Source organism: Nocardiopsis coralliicola (genome assembly GCF_054779695.1).
Window position 1 is genome coordinate 45,847 of the sequence record NZ_BAAGXT010000008.1, and the last position, 15,665, is coordinate 61,511.

Genomic DNA, 15,665 nt, shown 5'->3' on the forward strand with positions numbered 1-15,665 from the left:
GGCCTGCTGACGCAGAGTGAAAGCGCGACGCTGCAGTGAACGCGCGACAAAGGGGTCATGTAGCGTGATCAGACCCCACACCTCCCTTTCGAGCGATGAATGGATACGGTATGGATCCCTTGCGGCCCCACGACCCTCGGCGAATCGGCGTCTACCGCCTTCGCGGTCGGCTCGGGGCCGGAGGCATGGGCGCGGTGTATCTCGCCAGCTCTCCCGGCGGGCGCGACGTGGTGGTCAAGGTCGTGCATTCCGACCTCGCCGGCACGCCGACGACGCGGCAGCGGTTCGCCCGCGAGATTGAGGCGGCGCGTAAGATCGGCGGGTTCCACACCGCCCAGATCGTCGACGCCGGGCCGGACGACGACCCGCCGTGGATGGCGGCCGAATACATCCCGGGCCGCACGCTGGAGGAGCTCATCCGCTCCGAGGGCCCGTTCCCCCCGGAGAAGGTGACCGCGCTCGCGGCCCAGCTCTCCGAGGGGCTCGCCGCGATCCACGCGCACGGCGTGGTGCACCGCGACCTCAAGCCGGCCAACGTTGTAATGGCCGACAGCGGCGCGCGGATCATCGACTTCGGTATCGCCCGCCCGGTCGGCGGAACCGCGCTGACCGAAGACGGCATGGTGGTGGGCACCTACTCGTTCATGTCGCCCGAGCAGCTGGAGACCGGCGACGTCGGCCCGGAGAGCGACATCTTCTCGCTCGGCTCCGTGCTGGCGTTCGCGGCCACCGGAGACTCGCCCTTCGAGGCGCCCACCATCCCCGGGATCGCCCACCGGATCACCGCGGCGCCGCCCAATCTCGGTACCCTCGCCGGTGAGCTCCGCACCCTGCTCACGGCCTGCCTCGAAAAGGACCCGGCCGACCGGCCCTCCGCCGCCGACCTCCTCAACCGCCTGGCCGACTTCCCCGCCGAGGCCGGCGAGGCCGGGGCGGACGGGGCCGAGGGCTACACGGAGCGGTTCGCGAGCGCGCTGGGGGGCGCAGCCGCGGGCGCCGCGGCATCGGCCGGTCCGGAGGAGGCCGGCGCCCCGCCGGACTCCGCAGCGGAGGCGCCCGAGCAGCAGAACACCACAGGGCCGCGCGACCGCAGCGCCTCGACCCCCGCCGAACCCGCGGCGGCCCCTGCGGCACCAGATGGAGGCCCCGCCGGCCCCGCCGACCGGAAGACCCACCCGCAGGCGAAGCGGGCGTGGCTGCTCGCGGCCGCGTCGCTGGTCCTGTGCCTGGTGGCGGTGGCGGTCCTGGTGTGGCGCGCGCCGTGGTCAGCTGAGCCCGAGCCGCAGAGCGCCGCGGGTGCCGCGGAAACGCCGAGCGCGTCGGCGCGCCCCGAGGCCGGCGCCGACTCCGGATCGGAGCAGCCGCCGCCGAGCGCGTCGGCCAGTGTCGAGGAGGAAGAGGAGAGCCCGGAGCCCTCGCCGAGCCCGTCGGAGACGCCGTCTCCCAGTGAGGAGGCGCCGGCGTCGGCGTCCACGGTGGAGAGCGCGCAGACCGGCCGCTGCATGGACGTCAAAGACGCCAAGGCCGATCCGCAGACGCCGATCATCGTCCACGACTGCATCGACGACGCCGAATGGCAGCAGTGGGACGCCCCGGGCGACGGGACCTTCCGGTCCATGGGCTTCTGCCTCGACATCCCCAACGGCGCCCAAGAAGACGGCGCCCAGGTCCAGATCGCCACCTGCAACGGCTCCCAGGCCCAGCAGTTCCAGCACCGCCCCGACGGCACCCTCGTCAACCTCCATTCCGACAAGTGCGTCTCCTATCGCGGCGAGGGCGGCAATGCCACCCCCGTCGTCCAGGCCACGTGCGCCGGCGCCCCCGGCCAGAAGTGGAACTTCAGCTAGCAGCCGGCGGCGCGGCTCAGGCCCCCTGGAAGGCGGCGGCGTAGTCGCGGGCGAAGGTGTGGATCCCGCGTGCCGGGCGGCCGAGGATTCCGGGGACGTCGCCGGTGACCGCGGCGGCCTCGCCCGCGGCGTAGTGCGCGTAGTCCTCCAAGAGGCCGTCGACCTGCCAGCGGGGAAGAGCGTCGGCGAGAGCGGCGGCGAACGTGGCGGGGTCGGAGTCGGCGAAGGCGACGTCGCGGCCGAGCGCGGTCGCCAGCGCGTCGGCGATCTGGGCGTGGGTGAGCGGCTCCGGGCCGGTCAGGGTGCGGATGCCCAGAGGCGCGTCGGCGGTCAGGGCTGCAGCGGCCACCGCGCCGATGTCGCGCGCGTCGATCAGGCTCACCTCGGCCGAACCGATCGGCGCCGTGATGATGCCGCGGCTGCGGATGAGGTCGGCCATGACCAGCATGCCCTGCATGAACAGGTTCGGGCGCAGTACCGTCGCGCCGATGCCGCTGGCAGCCAGGTGGTCCTCGACGGCAGCGTGGTAGCGCAGGAACCGCACGGGGGAGTCGGTGCGGGCGGCGTACTGCGACAGGAGGACGACGTGGTCCACGCCGGCCTCGGCGGCCCGGTCGATGAAGCTCTTCTGCTGGTCCTCGGCCCGTTCCGTGGAGGGGGTGGTGAGGAACGCCGCGCGGACCCCGGCGAGGGCGTCCCGGACCGCGGCGGCGTCGTCGAGGTCGGCCGCGACCGCGGTGCCGGCCTCCTCCGGGATGGCGCCGGGACGCCGGCTGAGTGCCCGGTAGCGGACTCCGTTCGCGGCCAGGGCGGTGGTGGTGGCGCGCCCGGTCGTGCCGGTGGCGCCGGCGACGAGGATTTCAGGGTTCGTGGTCATTGCGGTGTCCTTTCCTAGATGAGAGTGACTGGTCACTCACTAGTGGGAGCTGGTGCGCTGGGCGATGGTCCGCGGGTGCAGGACTGGCTCAGTCGGGGTGGCGGATGCCGCGGGCGAGGGTCTGGGCCCAAGGGTCGTCGTCTTCGGTGACGCCGGCAGTGACGATGAGGTGGCAGAGCTGGCCGAACGCCATGAAGTTCTGCACGGCGCCGGCGTCGGCTCCGGACAGTGCGGAGGCCGTGGTGATCACCCGGGCGAGCCCGGCGCGCAGCGCCACCGCGATCTCCTCGTCGAGGTGTGCCGCCGACATGGCGTGCACCTGAAGGAGGAGCAGCGAGCGGTCGCGGATCAGCTCGGCGTAGGCGCCCCCCATGGTGTCGAGCACGGCCTGCGGCTCCTGCCCCGCGGCGGCCGACGCGGCGTCGCGCAGGGTCGCGTCGATCCGCTCGAACCCGCGGTCGAGTGCCGCCGTGAAGAGCTCCCGCTTCGTCGGGAACAGCTTGAACACATACGCCGACGAGATCCCCGCCGCGCGCCCGACCTGCGCCACGGTCGACCCGGTGTACCCGTGCTCGGCGAACACCTCCACCGCGGCCTCGACGATCTCGCCGCGCCGCTGCTCGGCGGTCGACAGGCTCCGAGTGCTCTTCATGTGAGTGACTGTACACTCACTCTTTCTGGTCGACAAGCCGCTCCTGCGCTCGGATCAGCGGGAGCCGCCGGCCCACCTGCCCGCCGCACCAGCGGAGAGCGGCCCGTGCCGGTGTCCGCCCGGGGGCGCTCCAGATGCGCCCCTTCCCCCATTATTTGTCGCCCGCCTATTCGGGCTGGCCGTGAGGTCCGGGGTCTCCAACCGAATTCCCATTTCGGGTGCCGGGGTTTGCGCGGTTCGCGGGATATGCAGCGCGACCTGCAGCGAAACGCCGCGGTGGCCGTTGCCACGGTGCGCGCGCAGGCCACTAATGAGATGCGCACCGCCGCATCCACACTGAAAGGCCCGCATGCGCGCTCTCCCGGTTATCGCCGCCGCCGTGTTCCTCGCCTCCCTCGCCGCGGCCCCCGCGTCCGCGGCCGAGGCGGTACCGCTCTCCGACGCCGTCGACCGCCTGCAGGTGGCGGAGGAGAGCAGGGCCGGCTACGACCGGTCGCTCTTCCCGCACTGGGTCGATTCCGACCGGGACGGCTGCAACACCCGGGCCGAAGTCCTGATCGAGGAGGCGACCGCGCCGCCCGAGGTCGGCGAGAGGTGCCGTCTCACCGGCGGCGAATGGACCTCCTACTACGACGATCGCGTGCACACCGAGGCGCGCGGCCTCGACATCGACCACGTCGTGCCCCTCGCCGAGGCGTGGGATTCCGGCGCCTCGGAGTGGCCCACCGCCCGCCGCCGCGACTACGCCAACGACCTCGACGAGCCGGTCGCGCTGGCCGCGGTGACCGCTCGGGAGAACCGGCAGAAGGCCGACAAGGACCCGTCCGAGTGGCTGCCCTCCGCCACGGCCGCGCACTGCCGCTACGCGACCGAGTGGACGGCGGTCAAGACGCGGTGGGGCCTGACCGTCGATCCGGCCGAGCACTCCGCCCTGGTCACCCTCGCCGATGGCTGCCCGGATGCGGTCGTGGAGACCTCGCCCGCCGCATAGCCGCTGCTGGGCGCGGTCCGCAGCCGGAGCGCGCCCAGCCCCCACCGTCAGGCGCCGCCGCGGCTCGGCCCGCGGACGTTCAGGTTCGGGGCCCGCCGGCCATGTCCCGGCCCAGCGACTCCGCGGCCGCCTGCAACGTCGCGACCAGCGCCGGAAGCCGCTCCGGGTCGTAGCGCATGCTGGGCAGCGAGACGGAGACCCCGGCCAGCGCGGCGCCGGAGCCCGGCTGGCTACACCCCCACCGCCCTGGCGCCCGGCCAGGAGCCCCGTTCACCCCTGTCCCGGTCCTGGCCCGCCGCGCAGCGCAGCCCACCGGGCTCAGCGCAGGTTGTGGCGCATCAGGACGCGGGGGAAGCCGGAGGCGGTGGAGCTGGTGGCGGCGGCGAAGGTGAAGCCGGCGCGTTCGAAGTTCTGCCGGAGGCCGACGAACGCCATGGTGAGGTCGACCTTGGCGCCGCCGTTGTCGACCGGGTACGCCTCGACGGCCGGGGCCCCGTTCGCGCGGGCGAAGTCGACGGCCCCCTCGATCAGCGGGTGCGAGATGCCCTGCTTCCGGTGGCCGGGGCGGATCCGGATGCACCAGAGCGACCACACGGGCAAGTCGTCGATGTGCGGGATCGTCCGGCTGCGGGCGAAGGCCGTGGCCGACCGCGGGGCGATGCCCGCCCAGCCGACCGGTTTGCCGCCGTCATAGGCGAGCACGCCCGGCGCGGGCTCGGAGCGGCACAGCTCCGCGACGTAGGCGCCCCGGGCCGTTCCGCGGAGCTCGTTGTTGAGCTTCGACGGCAGGCGGTGGCTCAGGCACCAGCACACGTTGGCGTCCGGCGACTTCGGCCCGATCAGGGACCGGACGTCGTCGAAGGCCGAGGCCGGCCGCACATCGATAGCCATACCGCCCACCCTGCCACGGGCGACCGACAAGCCGCCGCAGCCCCGGCCGCGGCTCCGGGTGTCCCCGCCCGCGATCCGCGAGCACCTCACGGAGCGCGAGCGCGACGTCCTCATCCTCATGGCCGAAGGCCACTCCAACGCCCGCATCGCCCGCGCCCTCGTCATCAGCGACTCCGCCGCCGGCAAGCACACCGCCAGCATCACCGTGCCTGCGGTGTCCGTGCTGGGGAGGCACGGGCGGGGCGGTTGGTATCTTCGCTGTCCATGGCGTCTGAATCCGGTCCGCGCGGTCAGCGGAAGCGCACGTTCATCGAGGAGGCCCGGCGGGCGCAGATCGTCGCGGCGGCCATCGAAACCGTGGCCGAAGCGGGTTTCGCGGACGCGACGCTGGCGCGCATCGCGCAGCGGGCCGGGATCGGCAAAGGCATCATCTCCTACCACTTCGCCGGCAAGGACGAGCTGATGGAGCAGGTCGTCGAGGAGATCTACACGGAGGTCGCGGACTTCGTGCTGCCGCGCATGGGGGAGGCGCCGGACGAGCGTACCGCGCTGCGGGCCCACATTCTGGCGGTGGCCGGGTACATGCGCACGCACCGCGAGCAGCTGACGGTGCTGGGGGGCATCTCCCGCGGGATGGGCGCCTCCGAGGGGGCCGCACCGCGCGGGCGCGCGCGGGCGACCGAGCAGGTCCACCGGGCGATCGAGGAGAACCTCCGCACCGGCCAGGAGCGGGGCGTCTTCCGCGGATTCGACGTGCGGGTCATCGCGGTCACCCTCCAGGCGTCGATCGACGGAATGTTCGCGTACTGGGCTGCCCATCCGGACCACGACCTGGACGCCTACGCCGGTGAGCTCGCCGAGGCGATCGACCGCTCAGTGCGCGCCGACCCCCCGGCCTGAACCGCCCCGCCCCGGGGCCGCGGGGCACCCCGGCGGACCGCTGCCGGCGTCCCCTGCACGGCCGGCTGCGGCCCGGCCGCGACTGCACCACGGGTCTTGCCTTCCCTCCGCACGTCGAGGAAACTGACCGAGCGGATAAAAAACCGTTCGAGGTAAGAAAAACTGATCTCTGGTCGGTCATTGGCTCGCGCGGGCAGCCCCTCCCCTCCGCGGATCGGAGAACCATGGCACCGGACCGGCTCACCGTCCCGGCGGCGGGCGCCGCCCCGCCGGCGGATCCCGCTGCTTTCGCTGCTCCGCCGCGCCTGCACTACCTGGACCACCTCCGCGCCGCGCTGACCGCGCTGGTGGTGCTGCACCACGTGGCGATCGCGTACAGCAACATCCCTGCCTGGTACTACATCGACCCCGCCGACGACGCCAGCAGCACCCTGATGGACGTCTTCGTCGTCATCAACCAGGCGTTCTTCATGGGGCTCTTCTTCCTGGTCTCCGGCTTCTTCACGCCCGGTTCGCACGACCGCAGGGGCGGCCGGGGCTTCCTGGCCGGAAGGCTGATCCGGCTCGGGGTGCCGCTGCTGCTCTACCTGCTGCTGGTGCGCCCGGTGGTCTACCTGTGGATCTACCTGACCGCGTCCGCGGGAACGCCCTACTGGCGCTTCTACCTGGAGACGCTGGAGCCGGGCCCGATGTGGTTCGTCGAGACGCTGCTGGTGTTCGTGCTGGTGTACGCGCTCCTCAGGCGGGTCCGCCCGGTACGCGCAGCCGCCGGGCCCTCCGCCCCTCTGCCCGGTCCGCTGGCCGCGGCCGGCTTCACCGCCCTCCTGGCGGCGGCCGCGTATCTGTGGCGCATCGCGGTGCCCAGCGGCACCACCTGGGAGGCCACCGGGCTGCCCACCCCCGCCTTCCTGCCGCAGTACGTGCTGATGTTCGCCGCGGGAGCGGTGGCCTACCGGAAGGGCTGGCTGGACACCGTGCCGCGCTGGGCGGGCTGGGGCGGAGCGGCTGCCGCGCTCCTCATGGCGCCCGCCTACGTGCTCCTGCTGGGTGCGGCCGGAGAGACCGCCGCTCCGGGGAGCTGGCCGACGCTGGTGCTCGCGGTGGTGGAGAGCGTGCTGGCCGTCGGCGCAGTGCTGGCGCTGCTCGCCCTGTTCCGGCGGCGGTTCAACCGCCGCTCGGCGTTCGGGACCTTCCTCTCCGACCACGCCTTCGCCGTCTTCTTCCTGCATCCGCTTGCGCTGGTCGGCTTGGGTTGGGCCTTCTCCGGGTGGGATGCCCCGGCCGCGGCCAAGTTCGCCGTGGTGGCCGTGCTCGCGCTACCGCTCTGCTGGGGCGCGGCCTACCTCCTGCGCTCACTCCCCCGCGCCGACCGGGTGTTCTGACTCCGCCCCCTCGTCAGCCGTCCACGAGCAGTGCGGCGACCGCCACCGCGCCGACCGCCGCGACGAACACGCGGAAGGCCGCCGGGGGCAGCCGCCGGGCGATCCGGCCGCCCGCCGCGCCGCCGAGCGCCGATCCTGCCGCGATGAGTCCGACCAGCTGCCACGCGATGGCATCCGGGGAGACGACGAGGAAGACCACCGCGGCGATCACGTTGACGGCCGCCACGGTGAGGTTCTTGATCGCGTTCAGCTCCTGCATGTGCAGCGTCGTGGTGATGCCCAGCAGGCCGATCAGGAGGATGCCCTGCGCCGCGCTGAAGTAGCCGCCGTAGACGCCCAGGGCGAACGCGCCGAACACCGACGCCAGGAGCGACGGGCGGGAAGGGAACGCCGGGAGCGGGCCGTCCGCCCTCCCGCCGCCCGCCCCCCGGACCCGGGCGACGCGTCCCCTGATCGCGGGGCCGAGGAGGACCAGGAGCGTGCCGGCAGCGATCAGCCACGGAATGACCGCGGAGAACACGGCGGCCGACAGGTGGAGCAGCAGAAGTGCACCGAGGATCCCGCCCGCGGCGGATGCGGGAAGCAGCGTGCGCACGGCGGCGCGGCGCGCCCGCAGTTCGCTGCGGTAGACGAGGACGCCGGCCGCGCTGCCCGGAACGATCCCGATCGTATTGGCGATCGTCGCGGTCAGCGGGGGGATGCCGAGGAAGACGAGGATCGGGAAGGAGACCAGGGTCCCCGCTCCGACCATCACGTTCATCGCGCCGGCGAGGAAGCCCGCTGCGAACACGGCGGACCACTCGATGAACTGTGCCGGATCGGCCATGGCGCCGGTGCACCCCCTCGTCTCGCGCGGAGTTGCCGGCCGGCCCGCTGCCGGTCCGGCTGGCCAGCGTTCCACACCGCGGTCCGCAGGTCCTTGCCGGTTTCCGAAGCATGCTTTGCAAACCGGCAAGGACCCGATCGCCTCCAGGCGGGGACACCTCCCGCGCCCTCGCGCGGGACAGAGCGGGGTGGGCCGGAGGAGCCCGGCAGGCCGGGGTCACCCCGGCCGGCAGCCGCCCCGGCTCCGCGGTGCGCGGTCCCGCGCCGGTTCGGACGGGGAACGCGGATGGTCCCGGGGGCCCGCGGCGGGGCCGCCGTCCGGCCGGATCACGCGGGGACCGCCGGTTCGGCCTCTCTCTCCAACGTCGCGGCGACCCAGGCCTCGAGAAGCTCCCGGTAGGTCCACCCCTGGGCCGCGAACATCTTCGGCACCTGGGATTCGCCGGTCATCCCGGGCATGGTGTTGACCTCGTTGAGCACGGGGCCGCCGGCGGTGAGGAAGAAGTCCACCCGCGCGAGTCCGCGGCATCCCAGCGCCCGGTAGAGCAGTTCGGTGGCCGTGCGCAGCTGCGCCTGCTCATCGTCGGTCAGGGCTGGCGAGAGGACGAACCGGGCGGAGCCGTCGTACTTGGTGTCCGTGTCGAAGAGCCCGTCGTCCACGAGGATCTCCAGCGGAGTGCTGATCTGCAGCGCGCCGCCGGGGACCTCCGCGACGGCCAGGTCGATCTCGCGGCCGGTGATGACGTCCTCGACCAGGGCGCGGTCGTCCAGCTCCAGCGCCGCTTCCAGCGCGGGGCGGAGCCCGGCGGCGTCGCGGACCAGGGAGACGCCGTGGCTCGAACCGGCTTCCACCGGCTTGACCACGGCCGGGCCGTCGAAGGAGAGCCCGTCCAGGTCGGCCCGGGTGACGAGTCGGCCGGGCGCGGTGGCGACCCCGACGGCTTCGGCGACGAGCTTCGTCGCCCACTTGTCCATGCCGAGGGCGCCTGCGCGCAGGGGGGACCCCGCACAGGGGATGCCGGCCAGGCTGCAGAGCGCGGCGAGGGCCCCGTCCTCGCCGCCCGGACCGTGGACGATCGGCAGGACGACGTCGCAGCCGTCCAGCTCCGCCACTGCCGCAGCGAGGCTCTGCGCGGCCGAGGCGCCGAGCGGAGCGCCGTCCGGTCCCGCCCAGACCCCGTCCTTTCCGATGGTCAGCCGGACCACGTCGCTCCGGCCGCCCTCCAGCGCGGAGGCCACCGAGGAGGCGGAGGCGAGGGAGATCTCGTGCTCGCTGTTCTGGCCGCCGCCCACGACGGCGACGCGGAGCGGGGCGCCCTCGGCGGCGCCCGCGGGTGGGAGGTTCTCGGATGGGTTCACAGTGTTGTCCTCTTCGTGCGCGGCCCGAGGCCGGTGACGATTTCGTGCGGAAGGGTCCCGCTCCAGCGGGCCCAGTCGGCGATGGTGGGCTCGCCGGCAGAGCCGGATCCGAAGATGACGGCGGCCGTCCCCGGGCGCACCGGGTCGTCGCCGAGGTCCACGACCGCCTGGTCCATGGAGATGCGCCCCCGCAGCTTCCGGCGGCGTCCCCCGAGCCAGACTTCGGCCCGCCCGGAGGCGACGTGGGGGAGGCCGTCCGCGTAGCCGACGGGGAGCAGGCCGAGGTGGGTCGGCCGGTCGGTCACGTAGGTGTGCCCGTAGCCGACTCCGGTGCCGGCCGGTACCGAGCGGACCTGGACGACCGGGGCGGTCAGCCGCAGCGCCGGCTCCAAGCCCGTGCTGCCCGAGGGGTCGATACCGAACAGGCCTGCCCCGACGCGCACGAGGTCCAGGTGGGTGGAGCTGTCGGTGAGCACGGCGGCGGTCGTGGCGAGGTGCCGCAGGGCCGGCCGCAGTCCTGCGGACCGCGCCAGTTCGACACCGCGGAGCAGCGCGCGCCGTCCTGAGCTGGTGGTCGGGTGGCCGGGCTCGTCAGCGCGCGGCAGGTGGCCCATGATGCCGACGACCTCGACGAGGCCGGCATGCTCGGCGCTGCGCGCGCAGCGGAACAGGTCCCACCAGTCGTCCGGTGCGGCTCCGTCGCGCGCCATGCCGGTGTCCAGGTGCAGGTGGATGCGGGCGGGCCCGGACGGCCGGTCGGCGCCGTCCGCCACGCTCTCCAGGTGCTCGATGCTCGGGACGCCCAGGTCGATACGGTTCTCCACAGCCGGACCGACCGCGAGCCCGACCGGGTTGAGCCAGCTCAGGATCGGTGCGCTGAGCCCCTCCCGGCGGAGGGCCAGCGCTTCCTCCAGCGAGGTCACTCCCAGCCATCGGGCACCGTTGGCGAGCGCGGTGCGCGCTACCTGCGCCGCACCGTGGCCGAAGCCGTCGGCCTTCACGACCGCCATGAGTGCGGCATCCGTACGCTGTGCGAAGAGCCGCGTGTTGGCGGCGAGAGCGGCGTTGTCAACCTCCAGGAGCGGCCGGGTCGCGGTGCCCGGCTGCGCGGCGTTGAGGAGTGCCATCGGGGATCTCATCCCTCTTCCGGAGCCTCGACCGGTCCGAAGAGGGCGTAAGGGGAACCGGTCATCAGGGCCCAGTAGCGGTCGCCGTAGGACCAGTGCCACCACTCGGTCGGGTAGTTGACCAGGCCCTCGCCGCTCAGGGCCTCGGCGAGCAGCGAGCGGTTCGCCCGCTCTTCCTCGCCCACCTCGGCATCGAACCAGCAGGCGCCCCCGCTCTCCTCGGGCGTCGCGTCGACGGGCGACCCCATCGGCAGCTCGCGGCCGTCCTCGCCCACCAGCGTCACGTCGACGGCGGCCCCGGCAACATGCGGGGCGACCGCGAGCGGGGAGACGAACCGGCTCGACAGCCGGTAGAGCTCCCGGTCGTCCGCGCCGGGGTAGGCGGTGCGCAGCTCCGCGGAGTAGGCGTCGATGATCGACTGCTGGTCGGCGGGGCAGCGGTGGCCCTCGACCACTTTCAGGTCGACGTCTGGAGGAAGTCTCCGGCGTGCTCTGAGCAGCCGCTCCGCCAGCGGCCACCGGACCGCTGCGTGGGGGGCGAAGGTGAGGAAGGTGAGGTCGCTCCCGTCATCGTGAACCGTAACGTCCGCAACACGGGGGTCGGAGAGCAGAATCGTCATCTGTGCGACTCTAAATGGTGATTTGTTAGCCAGTGACGTCAGGGTGTCACCATGTGAAAGTTTCTGACGTGCGCGTCCGGCCGTCCCATAACCGGTGCACACCACCGGAAGCAGCCGCCCCGCCACCCGCACGGCACCCCGCGGCGGGCGAGCGGCTCCCAGAGGCGACAAGAAAGCCCCAAGCTCTCCACCTGGGAGAACCTGGGGCCCAAAGGGTGTCCGGGGGGCTCGAACCCTTCCCCACCGGGCCCGGAGCGGGCTGACCCTGTCTACGACCCTCGAGCTGGGTAGGCGGTGAGCAGTGATGGCGCGTTGTACTGCAACCGGACTGGACGACGTCTTGCAACGGGTGGGGACGACCACCAACGTCGCTGTATGCGGCGGATTGGCGGCTCGGTTTCTCCTCGCGATTGCCACCGAGTTCGGTTTGTACAGGAGGTATCAGCGCCGATGTGAATGAACGGGTGACGCCTATTCTGTGAGGTGGCCGTCCGGGCGGACGAGGCCGGCTTCGGTGGGGACGTGGCCCCCGCTGCGCAGCCGTTCGAACAGGGTGCCGCCGTCCTCCAGCCGCTGGTCGGGGACGCGTTCACCGGTCGCGTAGGCGACGTTCAGGCCTGAGAGGCGTTCGGCCAGTTCCCGGGACATGTCCGGGGAGGTCGCGATCAACCTGCTCACCACCGCGCGCAGCGCTTGCCCTTCAACGGAGTACGCCGTCATCAGCGCTGTCTGGGCGCGGGTGTGCTCCAGCAGTTCGGCGCCGACCGGGTGGCGTTCCTCGTGGTAGGTGTCGAGCAGCGCCCCGTCGGCGCGGCCGGCGGCGACCGCCGCGAGCTTCCAGCCGAGGTTGTGCGCGTCCTGGATGCCGACGTTCATGCCGACGCCGCCGGTGGGGAAGTGCATGTGGGCCGCGTCCCCGGCCAGCAGCACGTTGCCCGCGCGGTAGGCCGCGGCCTGCCGGGTCGCGTTGCCGAAGCGCGACAGCCACACCGGGTCGCGCATGCCGAAGTCGGTCCCGGCGATGCGCCGTACCGTCGCCCGCAACTCGTCGAGCGTGAGGTCGCCGGGCCATTCGGGGTGGTCCGTGAGCGCGTCACTGCCGGCGAGCCGGTGGATCCCGCCCGGCAGCGGCACGAGCATCAGCCCGCCCTCGGCCCCGGAGTAGGCGGCGGCGCCGCGCTCCGGCGGGGCGTCGAGCACTACGTCGCCGAGCCAGCCCCACGTTGTGGCGTCGGTGCCGGGGAAGTCGATGCCCGCGGCCGCCCGGACCGTGCTGCGGGTCCCGTCGCAGCCCACGACGTAGCGGGCCCGGACGATCTCCCCGTCCGCGAGCACGACCCCCGTCGGGCCGGTTCCTCCCGCCGGGTCGGCGCCCCCGCTCGCGAGGCCCGCGACCCGGCACCCCCGGCGGACGGTCGCCCCCATCCGGCGTGCGCGTGCTTCGAGGATCTCCTCCGTTCGCGCTTGCGCCAGCGCGAGGGTGAACGGGTACGGGGTGTCCAGCACCGAGAAGTCCATCCGGTCCGGCAGCCCGCCGAAGTGTCCGTCGGGAATGCGCGCCCCCTCCGTGAGGAACGGCTCCACGGTGCCGCGGCTGTCGAAGATCTCGATGGTGCGCGGGTGGATGGTCAGCGCTTTGGAGTTCGGGTCCGGCTCCTGCCGGTCCTCCACGACCGTCACGGAGGCGCCGCCCAGCCGCAGCTCCCCGGCGAGCCACAGCCCGGTCGGCCCGGCCCCCACGACGACGACGTCGTCCGCCGCCCCTTCGTTTCCGTCCCGTGCCGCCTTCACATCGCCCATGTCTTCCACTCGACCTTCCTTGGTCACTGACCAACATGTAGGGGCGAGTACACTAGGTCAGTGACCAAGAGTCAAGCGGATGTGGTGCGGACCGCCCTGGAGGTCCTGGACGAGCGCGGCGCTGCCGCCGTCTCCCTGCGCGCCATCGCGCAGCGGCTCGGCGTGCGGATGAACACCGTCCTGTGGCACGCGAAGAGCAAGGCCCGGCTGGAAGAGCTGATGGCCGACGCGATCGTCGCGGGTGTCCCGCTCGAGGGCCTGCCGGAGCACTGGTGCGACCGGGCGGCCGAGATCGCGCGCCGGTACCGCCGCGCCCTGCTGGCCCACCGAGACGGCGCGGCCGTCGTAGCCGGCACCTATGCGGCCGAGCCGGCCACTCTCGACGTCGCCGAGGCGCTCGTCGCGGCCCTCCTCGACGGAGGAGTGTCCGACCGCGAGGCCGCTTGGACGTGTTGGAGCCTCGTCTACTTCATTCTCGGCCTGACCCAGGAGGAGCAGTCGCTGCCCGACCGGCCCATCCACGCGCACGAGGTCGGGTCCCGTCCCGCGCTGCGGAGGGTGTTCTCCGCGCTGGCGGAGGAGTCCTTCGAAGAACGGTTCGAGTTCGGCGTCGCCAAGCTGTTGGCCGACCATCGGGCGGACCCGTAGTACTGCGGCAGCGAGCCCTGGGGGACCGCGCGGGGAACGGCCCCCGTCCGCCGAAGGGTCCGGTCCCGCACTACGGTCCGGAAGCGCATCCGCACACCGTCAGCGGGGTGTCCACACGGTGGCGTTCCGACGGTGGGCCGTTGACAGGCCCCGGAAACACGAAAGCGGGCCGATCAGGAGATCGACCCGCGCAACATGTGTGAATCGAGAGTGTCCGAGGGGGGACTTGAACCCCCATGCCCGTTACCAGGCACTAGCACCTCAAGCTAGCGCGTCTACCTATTCCGCCACCCGGACCGGTGGGCGCTCTCGCGCCTGACAGGACAACCATAGCAAAGGTCAGGGAGTGTCCGGACACGGATTTTCCCGGGCGGGCGGTTGGGGAGAGGATGGGGCGACGACGAGGAGAGGAGCGGAGCGCTATGGGAGATCCGGCCGCTGAAGACGAGGTCGTGGAGCTCTGCAGGGAGCTCATCCGGATCGACTCGTCCAACTACGGTGACGGGTCCGGTCCGGGCGAGCGGGAAGCGGCCGAGTACGTGGCCGGCAAGCTCGACGAGGTCGGCCTCGGCGTGCAGATGTTCGAGTCCGCGCCGCGCCGGACCAGCCTGGTGGCGCGGATCGAGGGCGAGGACCGGGACCGGGCGCCGCTCCTGCTCCACGGGCACCTGGACGTCGTCCCCGCCGACGCCGCCGACTGGACGCGCGACCCCTTCGCCGGGGAGATCGCCGACGGCTGCGTGTGGGGCCGGGGCGCCGTCGACATGAAGGACATGGACGCGATGATGCTCGCGGTCGTCCGCGAGCGGCTCCGCACCGGACGCAAGCCGCCGCGCGACATCGTGCTCACCTTCCTCGCCGACGAGGAGGCGGGCGGCTCCTACGGCGCCCAGTGGCTGGTCGACCACCACCCCGAGCTTTTCGCGGACTGCTCCGATGCTGTCAGCGAGGTCGGCGGCTTCAGTGTCACCGTCCCCGGGGACCGGCGGCTCTACCTCATCGAGACCGCAGAGAAGGGCATCGCGTGGATGCGGCTCACCGCGCGCGGCACCGCCGGCCACGGATCCATGGTCAACGAGGACAACGCCGTCACCGAACTCGCCGAAGCCGTCGCGCGGCTGGGCCGGCACCGCTTCCCGGTGCGGCTCACCCCGGCCGTGCGCGCGTTCCTCGAAGAGGTGTGCGAGGCGTTCGGCATCCCCTTCGACGAGAAGAACCCCGAGGCGGCAGTGGAGCGCGTGGGCTCCGTGGCCAGCATGGTCGGTGCCACGCTGCGGCACTCGGTCAACCCCACCGTCCTCAAGGGCGGCTACAAGGCCAACGTGATCCCCGGCTCGGCGACCGCCGAGGTCGACGGCAGGTTCCTGCCCGGCGCGGAGGACGAGTACTTCGCCGAGATCGACCGGCTGCTCGGCCCCAACGTCACCCGCGAGTTCATCCAGTACCTGCCGTCGGTGGAGACCGGCTTCGAGGGCGGGCTCGTCTCCGCCATGTCGCAGGCGCTGCTGGAGGAGGACCCGGGCGCCAAGACGGTGCCCTACTGCATGTCCGGCGGCACCGACGCGAAGAGCTTCCAGCGGCTCGGCATCCGCAACTTCGGCTTCGCTCCGCTGAAGCTGCCGCCCGAGCTCGACTTCTCCGGCATGTTCCACGGCGTCGACGAGCGTGTGCCGACCGACTCCCTCGCCTTCGGCACCCGCGTCCTCGACCGGTTCATCGACCTGAGCTGATCGGCCCGCCGACCGC

Annotated in this window: 14 protein-coding genes, 1 tRNA gene and 1 pseudogene; 7 read left to right on the top strand and 9 right to left on the bottom strand. The window is 72.7% G+C overall.

From position 1 onward, the window contains the following. The first annotated feature begins 110 nt into the window (after nt 1-110). Entirely contained in the window at nt 111-1,847 is a 1,737-nt protein-coding gene (locus tag ACYVGT_RS08405) for a serine/threonine protein kinase (protein WP_460855891.1), read from the top strand. 16 nt (nt 1,848-1,863) lie between these two features. Here ACYVGT_RS08405 and ACYVGT_RS08410 read toward each other — a convergent pair whose 3' ends face one another. Both ACYVGT_RS08410 and ACYVGT_RS08415 read right to left on the bottom strand, forming a co-directional pair. Then, nucleotides 1,864-2,724 carry an NmrA family NAD(P)-binding protein gene (locus tag ACYVGT_RS08410; protein ID WP_460855892.1) on the bottom strand — a complete coding sequence of 287 codons (861 nt, stop codon included), beginning with the start codon at nt 2,722-2,724 and terminating at the stop codon, nt 1,864-1,866. An 88-nt stretch (nt 2,725-2,812) separates the two neighbouring features. Further along, on the bottom strand, nt 2,813-3,376 hold the full coding sequence (locus ACYVGT_RS08415; RefSeq protein ID WP_460855893.1) for a TetR/AcrR family transcriptional regulator: 564 nt from the start codon (nt 3,374-3,376) through the stop codon (nt 2,813-2,815). Nucleotides 3,377-3,725: 349 nt separating this feature from the next. Here ACYVGT_RS08415 and ACYVGT_RS08420 point away from each other — a divergent pair, with 349 nt between their 5' ends. After that, nucleotides 3,726-4,367, top strand: a complete 642-nt coding sequence (locus ACYVGT_RS08420) for an HNH endonuclease family protein (RefSeq protein WP_460855894.1) — start codon at nt 3,726-3,728, stop codon at nt 4,365-4,367. A gap of 318 nt (nt 4,368-4,685) precedes the next feature. Here ACYVGT_RS08420 and ACYVGT_RS08425 read toward each other — a convergent pair whose 3' ends face one another. Beyond that, the gene (locus tag ACYVGT_RS08425) at nt 4,686-5,258 is read right to left on the bottom strand and encodes a GNAT family N-acetyltransferase (protein WP_460855895.1); all 573 of its coding nucleotides are present in this window, start codon (nt 5,256-5,258) and stop codon (nt 4,686-4,688) included. A 58-nt stretch (nt 5,259-5,316) separates the two neighbouring features. Here ACYVGT_RS08425 and ACYVGT_RS08430 point away from each other — a divergent pair. The 3 genes and pseudogenes from ACYVGT_RS08430 to ACYVGT_RS08440 all read left to right on the top strand — a co-directional run. Then, nucleotides 5,317-5,424: pseudogene (locus tag ACYVGT_RS08430) on the top strand (LuxR C-terminal-related transcriptional regulator); the annotation flags it as partial. Nucleotides 5,425-5,522: 98 nt separating this feature from the next. After that, entirely contained in the window at nt 5,523-6,158 is a 636-nt protein-coding gene (locus ACYVGT_RS08435; RefSeq protein ID WP_460855896.1) for a TetR/AcrR family transcriptional regulator, read from the top strand. 224 nt (nt 6,159-6,382) lie between these two features. Further along, on the top strand, nt 6,383-7,540 hold the full coding sequence (locus tag ACYVGT_RS08440; protein ID WP_460855897.1) for an acyltransferase family protein: 1,158 nt from the start codon (nt 6,383-6,385) through the stop codon (nt 7,538-7,540). A gap of 13 nt (nt 7,541-7,553) precedes the next feature. Here the strand turns inward: ACYVGT_RS08440 and ACYVGT_RS08445 are convergent, their stop codons facing one another. The 5 genes from ACYVGT_RS08445 to ACYVGT_RS08465 all read right to left on the bottom strand — a co-directional run bounded on the left by ACYVGT_RS08445 (nt 7,554) and on the right by ACYVGT_RS08465 (nt 13,271). Then, complete coding sequence (locus tag ACYVGT_RS08445; RefSeq protein ID WP_460855898.1) at nt 7,554-8,366, bottom strand: sulfite exporter TauE/SafE family protein; 813 nt, start codon at nt 8,364-8,366, stop codon at nt 7,554-7,556. A gap of 326 nt (nt 8,367-8,692) precedes the next feature. Then, entirely contained in the window at nt 8,693-9,724 is a 1,032-nt protein-coding gene (locus ACYVGT_RS08450; RefSeq protein WP_460855899.1) for a D-alanine--D-alanine ligase family protein, read from the bottom strand. Continuing rightward, nucleotides 9,721-10,851: an alanine racemase gene (gene alr / locus ACYVGT_RS08455; protein WP_460855900.1), complete on the bottom strand. Its 1,131-nt coding sequence runs from the start codon at nt 10,849-10,851 to the stop codon at nt 9,721-9,723. The genes ACYVGT_RS08450 and alr overlap by 4 nt, the downstream gene beginning before the upstream one ends. Before the next feature lie 8 nt (nt 10,852-10,859). Continuing rightward, a complete protein-coding gene (locus ACYVGT_RS08460; protein WP_460855901.1) occupies nt 10,860-11,471 on the bottom strand; it encodes a M15 family metallopeptidase in 612 nt (203 codons plus the stop codon). A gap of 471 nt (nt 11,472-11,942) precedes the next feature. Continuing rightward, the gene (locus ACYVGT_RS08465) at nt 11,943-13,271 is read right to left on the bottom strand and encodes an FAD-dependent monooxygenase (protein ID WP_460855902.1); all 1,329 of its coding nucleotides are present in this window, start codon (nt 13,269-13,271) and stop codon (nt 11,943-11,945) included. 60 nt (nt 13,272-13,331) lie between these two features. Between ACYVGT_RS08465 and ACYVGT_RS08470 the strand changes: the two genes are divergently transcribed. Beyond that, nucleotides 13,332-13,919: a TetR/AcrR family transcriptional regulator C-terminal domain-containing protein gene (locus ACYVGT_RS08470; RefSeq protein WP_460855903.1), complete on the top strand. Its 588-nt coding sequence runs from the start codon at nt 13,332-13,334 to the stop codon at nt 13,917-13,919. 211 nt (nt 13,920-14,130) lie between these two features. Here the strand turns inward: ACYVGT_RS08470 and ACYVGT_RS08475 are convergent. Beyond that, a tRNA-Leu gene (locus tag ACYVGT_RS08475) sits at nt 14,131-14,216 on the bottom strand. Nucleotides 14,217-14,341: 125 nt separating this feature from the next. Here ACYVGT_RS08475 and ACYVGT_RS08480 point away from each other — a divergent pair. Beyond that, nucleotides 14,342-15,649, top strand: a complete 1,308-nt coding sequence (locus tag ACYVGT_RS08480; RefSeq protein WP_460855904.1) for a M20/M25/M40 family metallo-hydrolase — start codon at nt 14,342-14,344, stop codon at nt 15,647-15,649. Nucleotides 15,650-15,665: the final 16 nt, after the last annotated feature.